General features: G+C 71.5%; 12 protein-coding genes. 9 read left to right on the top strand and 3 right to left on the bottom strand.

Annotated elements, in window-relative coordinates:
* Positions 1-7: 7 nt before the first annotated feature.
* The 4 genes from ACIOWN_RS29365 to cimA all read left to right on the top strand — a co-directional run bounded on the left by ACIOWN_RS29365 (position 8) and on the right by cimA (position 4,652).
* Positions 8-1,057 (top strand): agmatine deiminase family protein, encoded by a 1,050-nt coding sequence (locus tag ACIOWN_RS29365; RefSeq protein WP_362354186.1) that lies wholly within the window; start codon positions 8-10, stop codon positions 1,055-1,057.
* A 110-nt stretch (positions 1,058-1,167) separates the two neighbouring features.
* The gene (locus ACIOWN_RS29360; protein ID WP_401983796.1) at positions 1,168-1,794 is read left to right on the top strand and encodes a TetR/AcrR family transcriptional regulator; all 627 of its coding nucleotides are present in this window, start codon (positions 1,168-1,170) and stop codon (positions 1,792-1,794) included.
* Between the two features lie 70 nt (positions 1,795-1,864).
* Entirely contained in the window at positions 1,865-2,782 is a 918-nt protein-coding gene (locus ACIOWN_RS29355; RefSeq protein ID WP_362354183.1) for a hypothetical protein, read from the top strand.
* Between the two features lie 265 nt (positions 2,783-3,047).
* Positions 3,048-4,652 (top strand): citramalate synthase, encoded by a 1,605-nt coding sequence (gene cimA / locus ACIOWN_RS29350; protein WP_362354181.1) that lies wholly within the window; start codon positions 3,048-3,050, stop codon positions 4,650-4,652.
* A gap of 173 nt (positions 4,653-4,825) precedes the next feature.
* Here the strand turns inward: cimA and ACIOWN_RS29345 are convergent, their stop codons facing one another.
* A complete protein-coding gene (locus ACIOWN_RS29345; RefSeq protein ID WP_362354179.1) occupies positions 4,826-5,431 on the bottom strand; it encodes a GPP34 family phosphoprotein in 606 nt (201 codons plus the stop codon).
* A gap of 133 nt (positions 5,432-5,564) precedes the next feature.
* On the bottom strand, positions 5,565-7,445 hold the full coding sequence (locus tag ACIOWN_RS29340) for a ricin-type beta-trefoil lectin domain protein (protein ID WP_362354177.1): 1,881 nt from the start codon (positions 7,443-7,445) through the stop codon (positions 5,565-5,567).
* Positions 7,446-7,704: 259 nt separating this feature from the next.
* Here ACIOWN_RS29340 and ACIOWN_RS29335 point away from each other — a divergent pair, with 259 nt between their 5' ends.
* Positions 7,705-10,722, top strand: coding sequence for a glycoside hydrolase family 3 protein (locus ACIOWN_RS29335; RefSeq protein WP_401983793.1), 3,018 nt, complete (start codon positions 7,705-7,707; stop codon positions 10,720-10,722).
* Between the two features lie 90 nt (positions 10,723-10,812).
* Complete coding sequence (locus tag ACIOWN_RS29330; protein WP_401983791.1) at positions 10,813-12,282, top strand: hypothetical protein; 1,470 nt, start codon at positions 10,813-10,815, stop codon at positions 12,280-12,282.
* Positions 12,283-12,289: 7 nt separating this feature from the next.
* On the opposite strand, the gene ACIOWN_RS29325 is transcribed toward ACIOWN_RS29330, so the two are convergent.
* Entirely contained in the window at positions 12,290-12,898 is a 609-nt protein-coding gene (locus ACIOWN_RS29325; protein ID WP_362353561.1) for a YceI family protein, read from the bottom strand.
* Between the two features lie 257 nt (positions 12,899-13,155).
* Between ACIOWN_RS29325 and ACIOWN_RS29320 the strand changes: the two genes are divergently transcribed.
* The 3 genes from ACIOWN_RS29320 to ACIOWN_RS29310 all read left to right on the top strand — a co-directional run bounded on the left by ACIOWN_RS29320 (position 13,156) and on the right by ACIOWN_RS29310 (position 15,793).
* Complete coding sequence (locus ACIOWN_RS29320; protein ID WP_362353559.1) at positions 13,156-13,680, top strand: hypothetical protein; 525 nt, start codon at positions 13,156-13,158, stop codon at positions 13,678-13,680.
* Positions 13,681-13,954: 274 nt separating this feature from the next.
* Positions 13,955-15,538 (top strand): acyl-CoA carboxylase subunit beta, encoded by a 1,584-nt coding sequence (locus ACIOWN_RS29315; RefSeq protein ID WP_362353557.1) that lies wholly within the window; start codon positions 13,955-13,957, stop codon positions 15,536-15,538.
* Positions 15,539-15,595: 57 nt separating this feature from the next.
* A complete protein-coding gene (locus tag ACIOWN_RS29310; RefSeq protein WP_401983788.1) occupies positions 15,596-15,793 on the top strand; it encodes an acyl-CoA carboxylase epsilon subunit in 198 nt (65 codons plus the stop codon).
* Positions 15,794-15,990: the final 197 nt, after the last annotated feature.

Raw genomic sequence — 15,990 nt, 5'->3', positions numbered from 1 at the left:
TCCCGAGATGAACACCCCCGCCGCCGACGGCTTCCGCATGCCCGCCGAGTGGGCGCCGCACGAGCGCACCTGGATGGCGTGGCCGGGTCCCAACCCGACCTTCGACACCCCCGACGACGTCGCCGCCTCCCGCGCCGCCTGGGCGTCGGTGGCCCGTGCCGTACGCCGCTTCGAACCGGTGACGGTGGTCTGCGGCCCCGGCCAGTCGGCCGAGGCACGCACCCTCCTGGGCGACGGCATCGACACCGTGGAACGCGACCTGGACGACGCGTGGATGCGCGACATCGGCCCCACCTTCCTGACCAGTGACGCGGGTGAACTCGCCGCCGTCGACTGGACGTTCAACGGCTGGGGAGCCCAGGACTGGGCCCGCTGGGAGCACGACGCGAAGATCGCCGCGTACGTCTCGGACCTCGCGGGCGCGAAGACGTACGCCTCGAAGCTCGTCAACGAGGGTGGCGGGATCCACGTCGACGGCGAGGGCACGGTCCTGCTGACCGAGACCGTGCAACTCGGCCCCGAGCGCAACCCGCACTGGACGAAGGAGCAGGTCGAGGCGGAGATCCACGCCCACCTCGGCACCCGCAAGGCGATCTGGCTGCCGCGCGGCCTGACCGGCGACTACCCTCCCTACGGCTACGGCACCCTCGGCCACGTCGACATCGTGGCCGCCTTCGCCCGACCCGGTGTCGTCGTCGCCCACCACCAGCCGGACCCGGCCCACCCCGACCACGAGGTGACCAAGGAGGTCATCGGCATCCTGAAGTCGGCCACCGACGCCGGGGGCCGCCCCCTGGAGGTCGTCGAAGTCGCCGCCCCCACCGTCCTGGAGGCCGACGGGCACTGGGCCGACTACTCCTACATCAACCACTACCTCTGCAACGGCGGCGTCGTCCTGTGCGCCTTCGACGACCCGCGCGACGAGCAGGCGGCCGGCATCTTCCGCCGGCTCTTCCCCGACCGCACGGTGACCCCGGTCGACGCCCGCGACATCTTCGTCGGCGGCGGAGGCATCCACTGCATCACCCAGCAGCAGCCGAAGCCGGTCGTCGGGTAGCAGCCGGTCAGGTACAACGTACGAGTGAACGTACTGGTCCGCGCAGCCTGCGCCCGACACCTCACCGAGCCGCCGCGCGCCCCGCTGGCGGCTGGCCCAGGGGACACGCCATGAGCACCACCCCGGCGCCCCGCAGGCGTACCCCCGCGCCGCCGCGTGAGGACGTGCTCGCCGCCGCCATGGATATGATCGCCGAGCACGGTCTCGAGCAGCTCACCATGGCGGCGCTCGGTCGCGAGGTCGGGATGAGCAGCGGCCATCTGCTCTACTACTTCCGCTCCAAGGACGAACTGCTGCTGCAGACCCTGGAGTGGAGCGAGAGCCGGCTCGGGGCCGAGCGCGGGCGGCTGCTGACCCGTGCCGCCCCGGTCCGCGAACGTCTCGACGCCTACGTGGACCTGTACGTGCCGGACGGTCACCGCGACCCGCACTGGACGCTGTGGCTGGAGGTCTGGAACCGCTCGCTGAACGCCGGCGAGGACGCCCGCGACCGGCAGGCCGCCATCGAGGGCGCCTGGCACCGGGACCTGGCCGCGCTGGTCGCCGAGGGTGTCTCCCGCGGCGAGTTCCGGCCGGTCGACGCGGACCGCTTCGCCGCCCGGCTGCGCGCCCTCCTCGACGGCTTCTCCATCCACGTCGCGATCGGGCTGCGCGGTACCGACCGGCCCCAGGTCATGTGCCATGTGAAGGAGTTCCTCGACGACACGCTGAACCGGCCCGGGCTCGCGGACGCCTGACCAACCGCCGGGGTTGTACGTAAACCGGCGCATTGCCGCGTACCGGCCGGCGCGTTTCTCGCGCCCGTCGGTGGCGGTGCTGATCCGCTCGACGCGCGGCGGAGGGGGGCGCGGCGAGGGCGGCGGGGCCGAGCACGTTCTCGCCTACTCCAACGGCAACAGGTACCCCAAGCCGTACGTGTACGAACGCGTCACGGGTCGCACGGAGGTGCTGTGGCCCCAGGGGCCGTTGCGGGACACCTCCTACGAGCTGGGCACCGCGGCCGCGATCAGCGCCGACGGCCGGCACGTGGCGTACACCCTCGGCAACCGCCACGGCGACGACTACGCACGCGTGCTCCACGTCCGCGACCTGGACACCGGCGCCGACCGGGAGATCTCGCCGCTGCCGAGCGAGGGCATGATCCTCGACGCCTGGCTCAGCGCCGACGGCCGCACGGTCGCCTACAGCGTGGCGGCCCGCACGGACCACGGCACCGAGGGGCGGATCCACGTCGTCCGCGACGGACACGAATCCGCCGTCGGCAGCGGATTCCCGGCCACGCTCGTCCGGCTCTCCGACGACGGCCGCAGCGCCCTGTTCAACGCCACGGCGGCCGACCGGCCGACCACCGCGTACGTCCAGGACCTGCGCACCGGACGCGTCCGGCAGGTGGCCGGCACCGAGGCCGTCGCAGCCGACGGGTCGCTGCGGCACGTGCTGCTGTCCGGCGACGGCGGACTCGACCTGCTCACCCTGCCGTCAGGCAGGCGGGGCACCAGGTGGCCCCGGCGGGCGCCACCGCCCTTCCCGCGCGGTGGACCGCCGGGGCCACGCCGTCGTCTTCTCCTCCCCGGCCGCCGACCTGGTGCCGCACGACACCAACGGCGTCCCGGACGTCTTCGTACGACGCCCGGACTGACGTACACCACCTACCTGACGAAGTGCCGAAGGCCGGGGAGGTGTCCAGGCCGCCGCCCGCATCCTGAGACGCGCGTCCACGAGTGACGGGATTGTGCCAGACTGCCCCCGTGCTCTCGTCCGCCATGATTATTGGCAGCAGGCGCGCCGGTCCGCAGTGACCGCCACGTACGACCAGGTACGGGCGGCCATCGTCGTCCTCGACCCGCGCGCAGACCTCTCGCACCCGCGAGGGGTCTTTCGTTTTCCCGGCCCACCCACAGCCGGGACCGCTGCGCGAGGGACCATTGGGGGAACGGTGGAGCCGGTCATTGACGGCAAGACCGAGATTGCAAACAGGAGCCTTGAGACCATGACCGCAACCAGCCAGCTCGACGATTCGTTCCACGTCTTCGACACCACCCTGCGCGACGGCGCCCAGCGTGAGGGGATCAACCTCACGGTCGCCGACAAGCTGGCCATCGCTCGACACCTGGACGACTTCGGCGTGGGCTTCATCGAGGGTGGCTGGCCCGGCGCGAACCCGCGGGACACCGAGTTCTTCGCCCGCGCCAAGAAGGAGATCGACTTCCGGCACGCCCAGCTCGTCGCCTTCGGGGCGACCCGCCGGGCCGGCGCCAAGGCGGCGGACGACCCCCAGGTCAGGGCACTGCTGGAGTCCGGTGCCGAGGTGATCACCCTGGTCGCCAAGTCGCACGACCGGCATGTGGAGCTGGCGCTGCGCACCACGCTGGAGGAGAACCTGGAGATGGTCCGCGACACCGTCTCCCACCTGCGCGCCGAGGGCCGCCGGGTCTTCGTCGACTGCGAGCACTTCTTCGACGGCTACCGCGCCAACCCCCAGTACGCCAAGGCCGTCGTCCGTACCGCCGCGGAGGCCGGCGCGGACGTGGTGATCCTCTGCGACACCAACGGGGGCATGCTGCCCGCCCAGGTCCAGGCGGTCGTCTCCACCGTCCTCGCGGACACCGGCGCCCGTCTCGGCATCCACGCCCAGGACGACACCGGCTGCGCGGTCGCCAACACCCTCGCGGCCGTCGACGCCGGCGCCACCCATGTGCAGTGCACGGCCAACGGCTACGGCGAACGGGTCGGCAACGCCAACCTCTTCCCGGTGGTCGCGGCCCTGGAGCTGAAGTACGGCAAGCGGGTGCTGCCCGAGGACCGGCTGCGCGAGATGACCCGCATCTCCCACGCCATCGCCGAGGTCGTCAACCTCACGCCCTCCACCCACCAGCCCTATGTGGGTGTTTCCGCCTTCGCCCACAAGGCGGGCCTGCACGCCTCCGCCATCAAGGTCGACCCGGACCTGTACCAGCACATCGACCCCGAGCAGGTCGGCAACACCATGCGCATGCTCGTCTCCGACATGGCGGGCCGTGCCTCCATCGAGCTCAAGGGCAAGGAACTCGGCATCGACCTCGGCGGCGACCGCGAACTGGTCGGCCGGGTGGTCGAGCGGGTCAAGGAGCGCGAGCTCAAGGGCTACACCTACGAGGCGGCCGACGCGAGCTTCGAACTGCTGCTGCGCGCCGAGGCCGAGGGCAGGCCGCTGAAGTACTTCGACGTGGAGTCCTGGCGGGCGATCGTCGAGGACCGCCCCGACGGCACCCACGCCAACGAGGCCACGGTGAAGCTGTGGGCCAAGAGTGAGCGCATCGTCGCCACCGCAGAGGGCAACGGCCCGGTCAACGCCCTCGACCGCGCACTGCGGGTGGCCCTGGAGAAGATCTACCCCGAGCTGGCCTCCCTAGGCCTGGTCGACTACAAGGTCCGCATCCTGGAGGGCAAGCACGGCACCTCCTCCACCACCCGAGTGCTGATCTCCACCTCGGACGGCCGGGGCGAGTGGTCCACGGTGGGCGTGGCCGAGAACGTGATCGCGGCCTCCTGGCAGGCCCTGGAGGACGCCTACACCTACGGTCTGCTGCGCTCCGGGGTGGACCCGGCGAAGTAGCCGTACGGACGCCCGTGCCCGCCGTCCGCCGCCCGCCACGGCACAGGGGAACCATGGACATGGACGGACATGGACGGACACGGACGGACCCGGACGACTCGGGCTCTCCGGGCACCGGTTCTTCGGACGGCATCGTCGAGGGAAACCCGCTGGGCATGGGCCGGCCGGGCTCCTCAGGGAGCGCGCCAGATGTTGTCGAAGGCCGCGTTCTCGATGCGCCGCCGCTGCCGCACGGCCTCCAGCTCGGTCACCGCGTCGTTGACGGTGGCCAGCACGGTGACCAGGGCGTCGTCGTCCGGCGCGGTGAGCGGGGCGCCCGGCTCCGCCTCGATGCCCACGGCGGCCGCGAGCCCGGCGATGACCGGGTCGCGGGAGGCCCAGCGCTCGGCCGCCGCGTGCCGCGCCGGTGTGTCGGCGGGCGTCTTCCGGTCGCCGCGCGCGGGCATCCAGCGGTGCCGCCGGCCGGTGAGCTGCCCCTCCGCGTCCAGGGCGTCGATGTAGGCCACGGCCAGGCCCTCGCCGCGGCGCCACAGCCAGTCCTCGACGGACTCGTGCGGCGGCCGCTCCTTCAACGACGCCGCCGCCCGGTCCAGCAACCGGTCCCCGGTGTCCCGCCGGGGGAGCGGCACGATGCGGTCGCCGTCCAGCCCGGCGGCCCCGGCGGTCAGCAGGTCGGCCAGTTCGGCGCCCGCCAGCGCGAGCGACAGATCGCCCTGCTCGACGGGGCGCTCGGACGGCACGTCCATGCTGATGATCAACAGGTCCCGGGGTGTGGTCATGCCGGCGCTCCTGGTCGGGGTGGTCATGTCGGGCACGGGGACACCTCCGACCATACGTCCGCGGGGAGCCGCCGGCCCGGTGCCGCGACCGGTGTCCGGCCGGCCGGAGGGGATTCCGGCCGGCCGGGCGGCACTACTGCAACCGCCACTTCTGGTTGGCCGCGCCGGTGCACGACCAGATCTGTGCGCGAGCCCCGTTGGCCGAGGAGTTGTCGGTCACGTCCAGGCACTTGTCCGCGGCGAGGTTCACCACGTCACCGGTCGAGGCGTTGTACGACCACTGCTGGGCCTTGGTGCCGTTGCAGTCGTAGAGCTGCACCTTCGCCCCGTTGGCGGTCGACGCCGACGTCACGTCCAGGCACTTGCCCAGCGCCCGCACCGACCCGTCCGGCTGGACCGTCCACTGCTGGGCCGTGCTGGAGTTGCAGTCGTAGAGCTGCACCGCCGTGCCGTTCGCCGACGAACCGCCCGCCACGTCGAGGCACTTGCCCGCGAGCCCGACGAACGCGCCCGACCTGCTCCCGCCGCCCGACTGCGTCCCGGACCAGGTGAAGGTCGCCGACGTCCGGCCCGGCAGCGAGTAGGTGGCGTGCTGCGAACCCCAGTTGATCGTGACGGTCTTGGCGGTGGTGGCGTCGTTGTAGGCGATCAGGGCCTTGCCGCCGTCCGGGTTGCGCCAGGCGACGTTCGGCAGCGCCGAGGAGGCGGTGGACGTGATCCGCTGCGCACCCGGCCGTACGAACTTCGTCAGGTGCCCCATGTCGTAGTACTCGACCGTGTAGTCGACCTGCCCCGACCGTCCCTCGCCGTTCTGCACGGTGATCAGCCCGGTGCAGGTGCCGCAACCGCCGTTGTGCGGACCCCCCTTCTGGTCGACCGCCAGCGACCACTTGGTCACCGACTTCGCCCAGTTGCGGGTGTAGTCGACGATGTTGAGCATGTCCTCGCGCTGCTGGTGGCCGATCCAGGCGCCGCCCGAGTGCTCGGTGCCGAAGGCGTCCAGCTGCGGGTACCGGTTGTGCACGGTGGTCTGCATGGCGACGTTGCCGCCGTAGCCGTGCCAGGCGATGCCGCCGAAGTTCGGGTGCGAGCGGACGGCCGCGTCGTCCACCGTCTGGGCGGCGTAGGAGTCGTAGGTGTCCCAGTTCCAGTCGTGCGCCAGCACCTTGGTGGACAGGCCCGCGGACTGGAGCTTGGGCAGCAGCTCGCTCTTGGTGAAGTAGGCGAGCCCACTGGCGTTCCAGCTCATCGAGGGGTAGCCGGAGCAGCAGGTGGGCTCGTTCTGGACGGTCACGTAGGACACCGGGACGCCCTGGTCCCGGTAGGCCTGGAGGTACTTCACGAAGTACGTGGCGTACGCCCCGTAGTCCTCCGCCTTCAGCCAGCCGCCGTTGAGCTGCCCGCTGTCCTTCATCCAGGCGGGCGCGGTCCAGGGCGAGGCCATCACCGTGAGCGCCGGGTTGAGCTGGAGCGCCTGCCGGGTCAGCGGCACCACGTCGGGCAGATCGTGGGCGATGGAGAACTTCGCGAGCGACGGGTCGCTCTGCCCGGCCGGTACGTCGTCGTAGGTGTAGCCGCTGCGGGCCAGGTCGGAGGCGCCCATCGGGTTGCGCAGGAAGGAGAGTCCGATCCCGTCCGTGGGGGAGAACAGCTTCCGCATGGTCGCGTCCCGGGTCGACTGCGACAGCGCGCCACTGCTGTTCATCAGCCAGGCGGCGGTGTCGGTGAAGGAGGCGCCGCCGCCGGTGAAGGTCTGGTAGCGGGTGTTCTCGTCGACGGTGATGTTCTCACCGCCGCCTCCGGCGCCGGACTGGAAGGCGAACGGCGTCTGCGGTTCGAGGCCGCGGACCACGTGCCGCCCGCCGGAGTCGTCGGTTGTGGTGAGCCAGGCGGTGACGGGTTCGCCCGCCGCGTGCGCGGCCGGGGCGCCCAGGGCCGTCAGGCCCGCCGTGGACAGCAGTCCGGCGAGCAGCAGCCGCAGCCCGCGGCCGCGTCCGTCGAGAAAGGGGTGCATCGGGTGCCGCCCTTCGTGAGGTGGGGGGATGGGGCGTGCGAGCGGTGAGTAAATGACGGCTTCGGGGCCGAGTCAAGAGGGTGCGCGTTCAGGAGCCGAAGCGACAACCTCCTTGATCAGGACCTGAGTTGGCATTCACTCGAGTCCGACGTGAAGTCTTGACGGCAGTGGCCGCACGCTAGTTCACTCAAGGCGTGATCTAAGTCGTGAGTGAATCATGAGCCTGGGGGAAGTCCCAGAGCCGAGGGAAGGTCCGTCCATGCGAAGAACCGCCCTGCTCGTCTCCGCCGGCCTGCTCGCCGCGCTGATCCCGCTGACGTCGGCACACGCGGCCGGCGACCCGGGGCCCGCCCCCGTGTCCGTCGACCGCTTCGAGGGCGAGGTGCCCTTCGCCGCCCAGCCCGCCGAGGGCATCTTCACCTGGGGCGGCGACAGCGACGATCCGCCCACGCTGCGGTTCGCCGACCGCTCCGACGCACCCGAGGGCGCCAAGGTCCTCTCCGGTACGTACGACATCAGCGGCTACGGCGGCTTCACCCACGACTTCGCGGCCGCCCTGCCGGCCCACGACTGGTCCGCCCACCAGGGCATCCGGTTCTGGTGGGAGGGCCAGAACAACGGCAGGAAGATCGCCTTCGAGATCAAGGACGGCGGCGCGCACGGCGAGGCGTCCGAGCTGTGGACGACCTCCTTCACCGACGACTTCAGCGGCTGGAAGCAGATCGAGCTGCCCTTCGCCGACTTCACCTATCGCACGGACTACCAGCCGGTCGGCGGCATCGACCATGTCCTCGGCCTCACCGCGATGTGGGGGTACGCCGTCACCCTGCCGACCGGCGTCAAGGGCCGGTTCGCCATGGACGACGTGCAGTTGTACGGCAGGGCCGACCAGTCGGCGCGCGCCTCCGTCACCACCGACGCCCCGGTCTACCCGGTCACCGCGGGCGGCACGGCGGCCGTGAAGGTCACCGTCGCCACCACCGGCGCAGCTCCGCTCGACGAGCCGGTGACGGTCGCCTACCGCACCGGCACCGGCACCGCCGAGTCCGGCAAGGACTACACCCCGGTCTCCGGCACCCTCACCTTCCCCGCGGGCACCGCCTCCGGCACCTCCCGCACCCTCAAGGTCACCACCGTCAAGGCCAGGGCCGCGAAGGCCGCCGGGACGATCCCGCTCCAGCTCACCGTCACCGGCGCCAAGGCCTCCGCCGAGGCCCCGCAGATCGTCGTCGACGCGCACGGGCTGCCGTACCTCGACAGCAGGCTGCCGGTGCGCAAGCGGGTCGCGGACCTGCTCTCCAGGATGTCCCTGGAGGAGAAGGCCGGGCAGATGACCCAGGCCGAGCGCGGGGCGATGACCGCGCCCGGCGACATCGCCGCCTACGACCTCGGCTCCCTGCTGTCCGGCGGCGGCTCGACCCCGACGCCCAACACGCCGCAGGCCTGGGCGAAGATGATCGACGACTTCCAGCTGCGCACCCGGGCCACCCGCTTCCAGATCCCGCTCATCTACGGCGTGGACGCGGTGCACGGGCACAACAACCTGGCCGGCGCCACGGTCGTGCCGCACAACATCGGCATCGGCGCCGCCCGCGACCCGCGGCTGGCCGAGAAGACCGGCGCGGTGACGGCGAGCGAGGTCCGCGCCACCGGGATCCAGTGGGACTTCGCGCCCTGCCTGTGCGTCACCCGCGACGAACGCTGGGGCCGGTCCTACGAGTCCTTCGGCGAGGACCCGGCCCTGGTGGACTCCATGGAGACCGTCATCCAGGGCCTTCAGGGACGCGCCGACGGGCGTGACCTGAGCCGGGGCGACAAGGTGCTGGCCACCGCCAAGCACTTCGTCGGCGACGGCGGCACCCTGTACGGCTCCTCCACCACCGGCTCCTACCCCATCGACCAGGGCGTCACCAAGGTCACCCGGCAGCAGTTGGAGGACATCCACCTGGCGCCGTACCGGACGGCCGTCGCCCGGGGCATCGGCTCGGTCATGCCGTCGTACTCCTCGCTGGACATCGCCGGCGACGGGCAGGGCCCGGTGAAGATGCACGCCCGCGGCGACATGATCAACGGCGTGCTGAAGGACCGCATGGGCTTCGACGGCTTCGTCATCAGCGACTGGGCCGCCATCGACCAGCTCCCCGGCGACGCCGCCACGCAGGTCCGCACGTCGGTCAACGCCGGCCTGGACATGATCATGGTGCCGTACGCGTACCAGGACTTCCGGGCGAACCTGATCGCCGAGGTGAAGGCGGGCCGGATCGGCGTCGCGCGGGTCGACGACGCGGTCTCCCGGATCCTCACCAAGAAGTTCGAACTGGGCCTCTTCGAGCACCCTTACGCCGACACCTCCGGCGCCTCCCGGATCGGCTCCGCCGACCACCGCGCCGTCGCCCGGCAGGCCGCCGCCGAGTCCCAGGTGCTGCTGAAGAACAAGGGCGGCCTGCTGCCGCTGAAGAAGAAGGCCAAGGTCTACGTGGCCGGGTCCAACGCCGATGACCTCGGCAACCAGACCGGCGGCTGGACCATCAGCTGGCAGGGCGAGTCCGGCACCCACACCCAGGGCACGACGATCCTCCAGGCCATGCGCAAGGCGGGCGGGAGCGTCACCTACTCCAAGGACGCCTCGGCGCCCACCTCCGGTCACGACGTGGGTGTGGTCGTCGTCGGCGAGACCCCGTACGCCGAGGGCGTGGGCGATGTCGGCAACGGCCACGACCTCCAGCTCTCGGCCGCCGACCGGGCCGCCGTGGACAAGGTGTGCGGGACCATGAAGTGCGTGGTGCTGGTCGTCTCCGGGCGCCCGCAGCTCATCGGCGACCGGCTCGGGAAGATCGACGCCCTCGTGGCCTCCTGGCTGCCGGGAACCGAGGGCGACGGCGTGGCCGACGTGCTCTACGGCACCCGGCCCTTCACCGGGCAGCTCCCGGTGACCTGGCCGAAGTCGCAGGAGCAGCTCCCGATCAACGTGGGCGACACGGCGTACGACCCGCAGTTCCCGTACGGCTGGGGCCTGACCACGCTCAGCACCGTCCCGGCGGGCGGCACGGCGACGCTCAAGGCGCTGGGCCTGGCGGCGCGGGCGGCCGAACGGGTGGGCGCCGACACGGTGGGCCGCGAGCTGGTCACCAAGGCCCGGCTGATCGTTCAGCAGAAGGCGGACGGGCGGATGAGCGCGGCGGTGGCGAAGCCCTTCGCCGACGCGGATCATCTGCTGCTGACGGGACGGTACGGAGCGGCGGTGGATCAGCTCACGAAGGCCTACTCGGCCGCGTGAGCCGAAAGCAGGGGGCGTCCCGCGCGGGTGCGCGGGACGCCCCCTGTGCTCATGGCGGCCGGTTTGTCCGTATTCCGGTAACTTCGAAACATGAAGGCCGCCGCCCCCACCCGAGCCCTTCTCCGCCCTCTCCTCGCCCTCGCGGCCGCCGTGATGGTCGCGGCCCCGGCGGCCGTCGCGGCAGAGGCCCCGGCGAGCGCGAGGACAGCGCCGCCCGCTGCCGCCGGGCCTATGGCGGTCCCGGTCGTGAACGTCCGGCCCGACGCGGTCGCGGTGCCGGGCGGTGTGCCGCGGGTCGCGGCGGTGACCAGTGTCTCCGCGATCGCCCAGGCGCTTCGCAGGAGTCCGGTCTACGTCGATCCGGCCGCGTCCGCACAACTCTCGCGCGCCGACGCCGCCGCGCTCACCCGGCGGATCAAGGACGCCGGAAAACCCCTGTTCATCGCCGTACTGCCGGCGGACTACCCGACGCGGAACCTGTTCACGGAGCTGCGCACGGCCACCGGCATCACCGGCGCCTACGCCGTACGCCTCGGCGACAGGTTCGACGCCCGCGCCGACTCCTCGGTGCTGTCGCGCACGGCCGTGGGCAACCTGGTCACCAGCGTCCAGGGGGAGAGCGCCAGGACCCAGCTCACCGACTTCACCGACCGTGCCCTGGCCGGCATGGGCGGCTCGGCGCCCCGCACCTGGGGTGACACCGGGCACCGCGGCACGGTCCCGAACACGGCGCTGATCACCGCCGCCGCGGTCCTGGTGGCGGGCGGCGTGGGAGCGTACGCCCTGGTCAGGCGTGGCAGGAGCCGCCGGGAGGCGGAGCAGCGAGCCGCGCTGGAGAAGCTGCGCGTCGTGGTCGACGAGGACATCACCGCCTTCGGCGAGGAGCTGGACCGCCTCGACTTCCATCCGGCGGAGGCCGGCGCGGACGACGCCATGCGCGCCGACTACGAGCGCGCGCTGGACGCCTACGAACAGGCCAAGCAGTACATGGCCGCCGCCCGCAGGCCGGAGGACGTGCGGGCGGTGACCCAGGCCCTGGAGGACGGGCGGTTCTCGCTCGCCCAGCTCGCCGCGCGCCGGGAGGGCCGTCCGCTGCCCGAGCGCCGTCCGCCCTGCTTCTTCGACCCGCGCCACGGCCCGTCGGTCACCGACGCCACCTGGAGGCCCACGGGCGGCTCACCCCGCGAGGTCCCCGTGTGTGCGGCCGACCAGGCCCGCCTTGCCGACGGGCGCGACCCGCGTGTGCGCGAGGTCGACACCGAATGGGGCCGCCGCCCCTACTGGGACGCCGGCCCCGCGTACGGCCCCTGGGCGGGCGGCTACTTCGGCGGCGGCCTCCTGCCCGGCCTTCTGGTCGGCACGCTGCTCGGCAGCATGATGGCCACCCCGTCGTACGCGGCCGACTACGGCACCGGCTACGGCGACTTCGGCGCGTACGGCGGCCACCAGGGCGGCGACCTGTCGGGCGCGGACTTCGACCCCGGTGACTTCAGCGGCGGCTTCGGCGACGGCGGGGGCGACTTCGGTGGGGGAGGCGGTGACTTCGGGGGCGGGTTCTGAGCCCGGCTCAGGCGTTCTTGACGGCCGAGATGTCGAAGGTCAGCTTGATCTTGTCGGACACCAGGACACCGCCGGTCTCCAGGGCCGCGTTCCAGGTCAGGCCCCACTCCGAGCGCAGGATCTCGGCCTTGCCCTCGAAACCGACGCGCTCGTTGCCGAACGGGTCCTTCGCGGCGCCGTTGAACTCGAGGTCGATGGTGAGCGGCTTGGTGACACCGAGGATGGTCAGGTCACCGGTGATGCGGTAGTCGTCGCCGCCCAGGGCCTCCGCCTTGGTGGAGCGGAAGGTCATCTGCGGGAACTCCTCGGTCCTGAAGAAGTCCGCGCTCTTCAGGTGGCCGTCGCGGTCCGCGGAGCCCGTGTCGATGCTGTCCATCCTGACGTCGATGGACGCGGTCGAGGCGGCCGGGTCGGTGCCGTCCAGGTGCAGGGCACCGGTGAAGTCGTTGAACTTGCCCTTGACGTTCGTGACCATGGCGTGCCGCGCGACGAAGCCGAGCGTGGTGTGCGACGGGTCGATCGTGTACTCGCCGGTGAGCGCGGCCAGAGCCGGGTTCACGGCGGCGGGGGCGGCGGGGGTGCCGGTGGCGTCGTTCTTGCGGCCGAAGATGCCCATGAGGTGCTCCTTGGGATGGTGGGTTCGCCCGGCGCTGAGGCAGAGCCGAGTAAGTTGAAGATTCAACGAGGTGAACGGTTACGACCGTAGACCTATTCCGTTCGACTTTCAACATCATCCGGTGCGTGTTCGCGGGGAGGCGGACAGTAATCGCTTACGCCCTCTGGCGGACGCGCGTAGACCTCGGGCACTATCTCCCTGCACCACCTGCACAGCCGCCCCACAGGACGCACGGCCGACAGCAGGAAGGGTTCCCCATGAAGATCACGAAGGTCGGCAAGCTCACCAAGGCCCGCGCGGCGGTCACCGCCCTCGCGCTCGTCGTCGCCCCCGGCGTCGCGGTCATCGGCACGGCCACCGAGGCCTCCGCCGCCACCAAGATCAGCCACGCCACCGCGACCCAGATGTTCCGCGACGTGGGCGTCACCTGGTCCTCCTCCGGCAACTGCTCCGACCGCAACGTCTCCACCTGTACGTCCTTCGACCAGCTCAACCTGGACACGGCGAAAGGGGCGCAGACCCTCAAGAAGGCCAGCGGCTGCGCCCTCAACATCACCGGCGGCACGGAGACCGGCCATGCCTCCGGAACCTACTCCCACTGGAACGGCTACAAGCTCGACTACGGCAAGAACACCTGCGTGACCAACTACATCAAGAACTACTTCACCTACATCGGCCTGCGCGGCGACGGCGCCCCCCAGTACCAGTCGGGCTCCGGCAACATCTACGCCGACGAGGGCAACCACTGGGACGTCCTGTACTACAACTGCGGCGGCTGCTGACCCGGCGCCGCTGTACCCCGGACGGCGGCTACGCTCTGCGTGGGACGCCGCCGTCCGGGTCTGCGCGTCACTCCAGTGAGGGCATGTGCCGCATCCGAATGTGAGCAGGCTCGCACGCCCTGACTTTGTGGCATCTCCACAACGCGGAAGCCCCCTGAGCAGTTGGAAGGGCTGCAAGCCGCCAAGGTTCTGTTCAGTCGCACCAGGAAAACGGGTCGGAGACTGTACGGAGTCGACGGCCCGCTTTCCCGGGTGTCCTTCGTAAGGTCGCTACATGACCGTTTTGGAAGAGACGACGGGTGAGCCGGCGGACGCGCGCGGCCGGGTCGCCGAACTGCACGGGATCCGTGCGCAGGCGGTGGCGGGCCCCAGCGAGAAGGCGACCGCGGCACAGCACGCCAAGGGCAAGCTGACCGCGCGGGAGCGTATCGAACTGCTCCTGGACCCGGGCTCCTTCCAGGAGGTCGAGCAGCTGCGCCGGCACCGGGCGAGCGGATTCGGCCTCGAGGCCAAGAAGCCGTACACCGACGGTGTCATCACCGGCTGGGGCACGGTGGAGGGCAGGACGGTCTTCGTCTACGCCCACGACTTCCGCATCTTCGGCGGCGCGCTGGGCGAGGCCCACGCCACGAAGATCCACAAGATCATGGACATGGCCATCGCGGCCGGTGCCCCGCTGGTCTCCCTCAACGACGGCGCCGGCGCCCGGATCCAGGAGGGCGTCTCCGCCCTCGCCGGCTACGGCGGCATCTTCCAGCGCAACACCAAGGCGTCCGGGGTCATCCCACAGATCAGCGTGATGCTGGGCCCGTGCGCCGGCGGCGCCGCCTACAGCCCGGCGCTCACGGACTTCGTCTTCATGGTCCGCGAGACCTCGCAGATGTTCATCACCGGCCCGGACGTCGTCAAGGCGGTCACCGGCGAGGAGATCACCCAGAACGGCCTGGGCGGCGCGGACGTGCACGCCGAGACCTCCGGTGTGTGTCACTTCGCCTACGACGACGAGGAGACGTGCATCGCCGAGGTGCGCTACCTCCTGTCCCTGCTCCCGCAGAACAACCGGGAGAACCCGCCGCGGGCGGAGTCGGCCGACCCGGTCGACCGCCGCTCCGACGTCCTGCTGGACCTGGTCCCGGCCGACGGCAACCGGCCCTATGACATGACCAAGGTCATCGAGGAGATCGTCGACGACGGCGAGTACCTGGAGGTCCACGAGCGCTGGGCGCGGAACATCATCTGCGCGATGGCCCGACTGGACGGCCAGGTCGTCGGCATCATCGCCAACCAGCCGCAGGTCCTGGCCGGTGTCCTGGACATCGAGGCCAGCGAGAAGGCCGCCCGCTTCGTGCAGATGTGCGACGCCTTCAACATCCCGATCGTCACTCTTCTGGACGTACCCGGCTTCCTGCCCGGCGTCGACCAGGAGCACGGTGGAATCATCCGGCACGGCGCCAAGCTGCTCTACGCCTACTGCAACGCCACCGTGCCGAGGATCTCGCTGATCCTGCGCAAGGCGTACGGAGGTGCCTACATCGTCATGGACAGCCAGTCGATCGGCGCCGACCTCACCTACGCCTGGCCGACGAACGAGATCGCCGTGATGGGCGCCGAGGGCGCGGCCAACGTCATCTTCCGCCGCCAGATCGCCGGGGCCGAGGACCCCGAGGCCATGCGGCAGAAGATGGTCAAGGAGTACAAGGCCGAGCTGATGCACCCCTACTACGCGGCCGAGCGCGGCCTGGTCGACGACGTCATCGACCCGGCGGAAACCCGCGAGGTCCTGGCCAAGTCCCTGGCGATGCTGCACTCCAAGCACGCCGACCTGCCCTCCCGCAAGCACGGCAACCCCCCGCAGTAACCCAGCGGACGTGCCGCGGCCACCCCGCGGACCCCTCAGCCACGGAGACTGACACCCATGGACCACGTTGACATCCGCGTCGAGAAGGGCCACGCCGAGCCCGAGGAAGTGGCCGCCATCACGGCCCTCCTCCTGGCCCGCGCCGCGGCCCGCCCCGGCGACACGACCCCGGCCCACCGCGGCCGCCCCAAGGCCGGCTGGCGCCGCCTGGAGCGCGAGAACGGCTTCCGCGCCCCGCACAGCTGGCACGGCTAGGGTCTTTCGTTTGGATCAGGCCGGACCCCGCGAGCCCGGCATGGTCCAGACGAGAGGCCCTAGGCACGCCGCCGGCCGGACCGGCCGCGGGGGGGGGGGGGGGGGGGCCCCCCCCCGGGGGGGGGGGGCGGCCCGGGGGGGGGGGCCCCCCCCCCCCCCCCGCGGGCCCCCCCCCCCCCGGGGGGGGCCCGGCCGGG

Origin of the sequence: Streptomyces sp. NPDC087787 (assembly GCF_044743035.1) — a bacterium.
Lineage (GTDB): Bacteria > Actinomycetota > Actinomycetes > Streptomycetales > Streptomycetaceae > Streptomyces.
This window is presented reverse-complemented; position numbering and strand designations above follow the sequence as displayed.

What these genes read in the sequence shown, in the direction of transcription:
- ACIOWN_RS29315 (WP_362353557.1), top strand. Translation starts at nt 13,955, where the DNA reads ATGACCGTTTTGGAAGAGACGACGGGTGAGCCGGCGGACGCGCGCGGC.
- cimA (WP_362354181.1), top strand. Translation starts at nt 3,048, where the DNA reads ATGACCGCAACCAGCCAGCTCGACGATTCGTTCCACGTCTTCGACACC.
- ACIOWN_RS29340 (WP_362354177.1), bottom strand. Translation starts at nt 7,445, where the DNA reads ATGCACCCCTTTCTCGACGGACGCGGCCGCGGGCTGCGGCTGCTGCTC.
- ACIOWN_RS29320 (WP_362353559.1), top strand. Translation starts at nt 13,156, where the DNA reads ATGAAGATCACGAAGGTCGGCAAGCTCACCAAGGCCCGCGCGGCGGTC.
- ACIOWN_RS29310 (WP_401983788.1), top strand. Translation starts at nt 15,596, where the DNA reads ATGGACCACGTTGACATCCGCGTCGAGAAGGGCCACGCCGAGCCCGAG.
- ACIOWN_RS29345 (WP_362354179.1), bottom strand. Translation starts at nt 5,431, where the DNA reads ATGACCACACCCCGGGACCTGTTGATCATCAGCATGGACGTGCCGTCC.
- ACIOWN_RS29365 (WP_362354186.1), top strand. Translation starts at nt 8, where the DNA reads ATGAACACCCCCGCCGCCGACGGCTTCCGCATGCCCGCCGAGTGGGCG.
- ACIOWN_RS29335 (WP_401983793.1), top strand. Translation starts at nt 7,705, where the DNA reads ATGCGAAGAACCGCCCTGCTCGTCTCCGCCGGCCTGCTCGCCGCGCTG.
- ACIOWN_RS29330 (WP_401983791.1), top strand. Translation starts at nt 10,813, where the DNA reads ATGAAGGCCGCCGCCCCCACCCGAGCCCTTCTCCGCCCTCTCCTCGCC.
- ACIOWN_RS29360 (WP_401983796.1), top strand. Translation starts at nt 1,168, where the DNA reads ATGAGCACCACCCCGGCGCCCCGCAGGCGTACCCCCGCGCCGCCGCGT.
- ACIOWN_RS29325 (WP_362353561.1), bottom strand. Translation starts at nt 12,898, where the DNA reads ATGGGCATCTTCGGCCGCAAGAACGACGCCACCGGCACCCCCGCCGCC.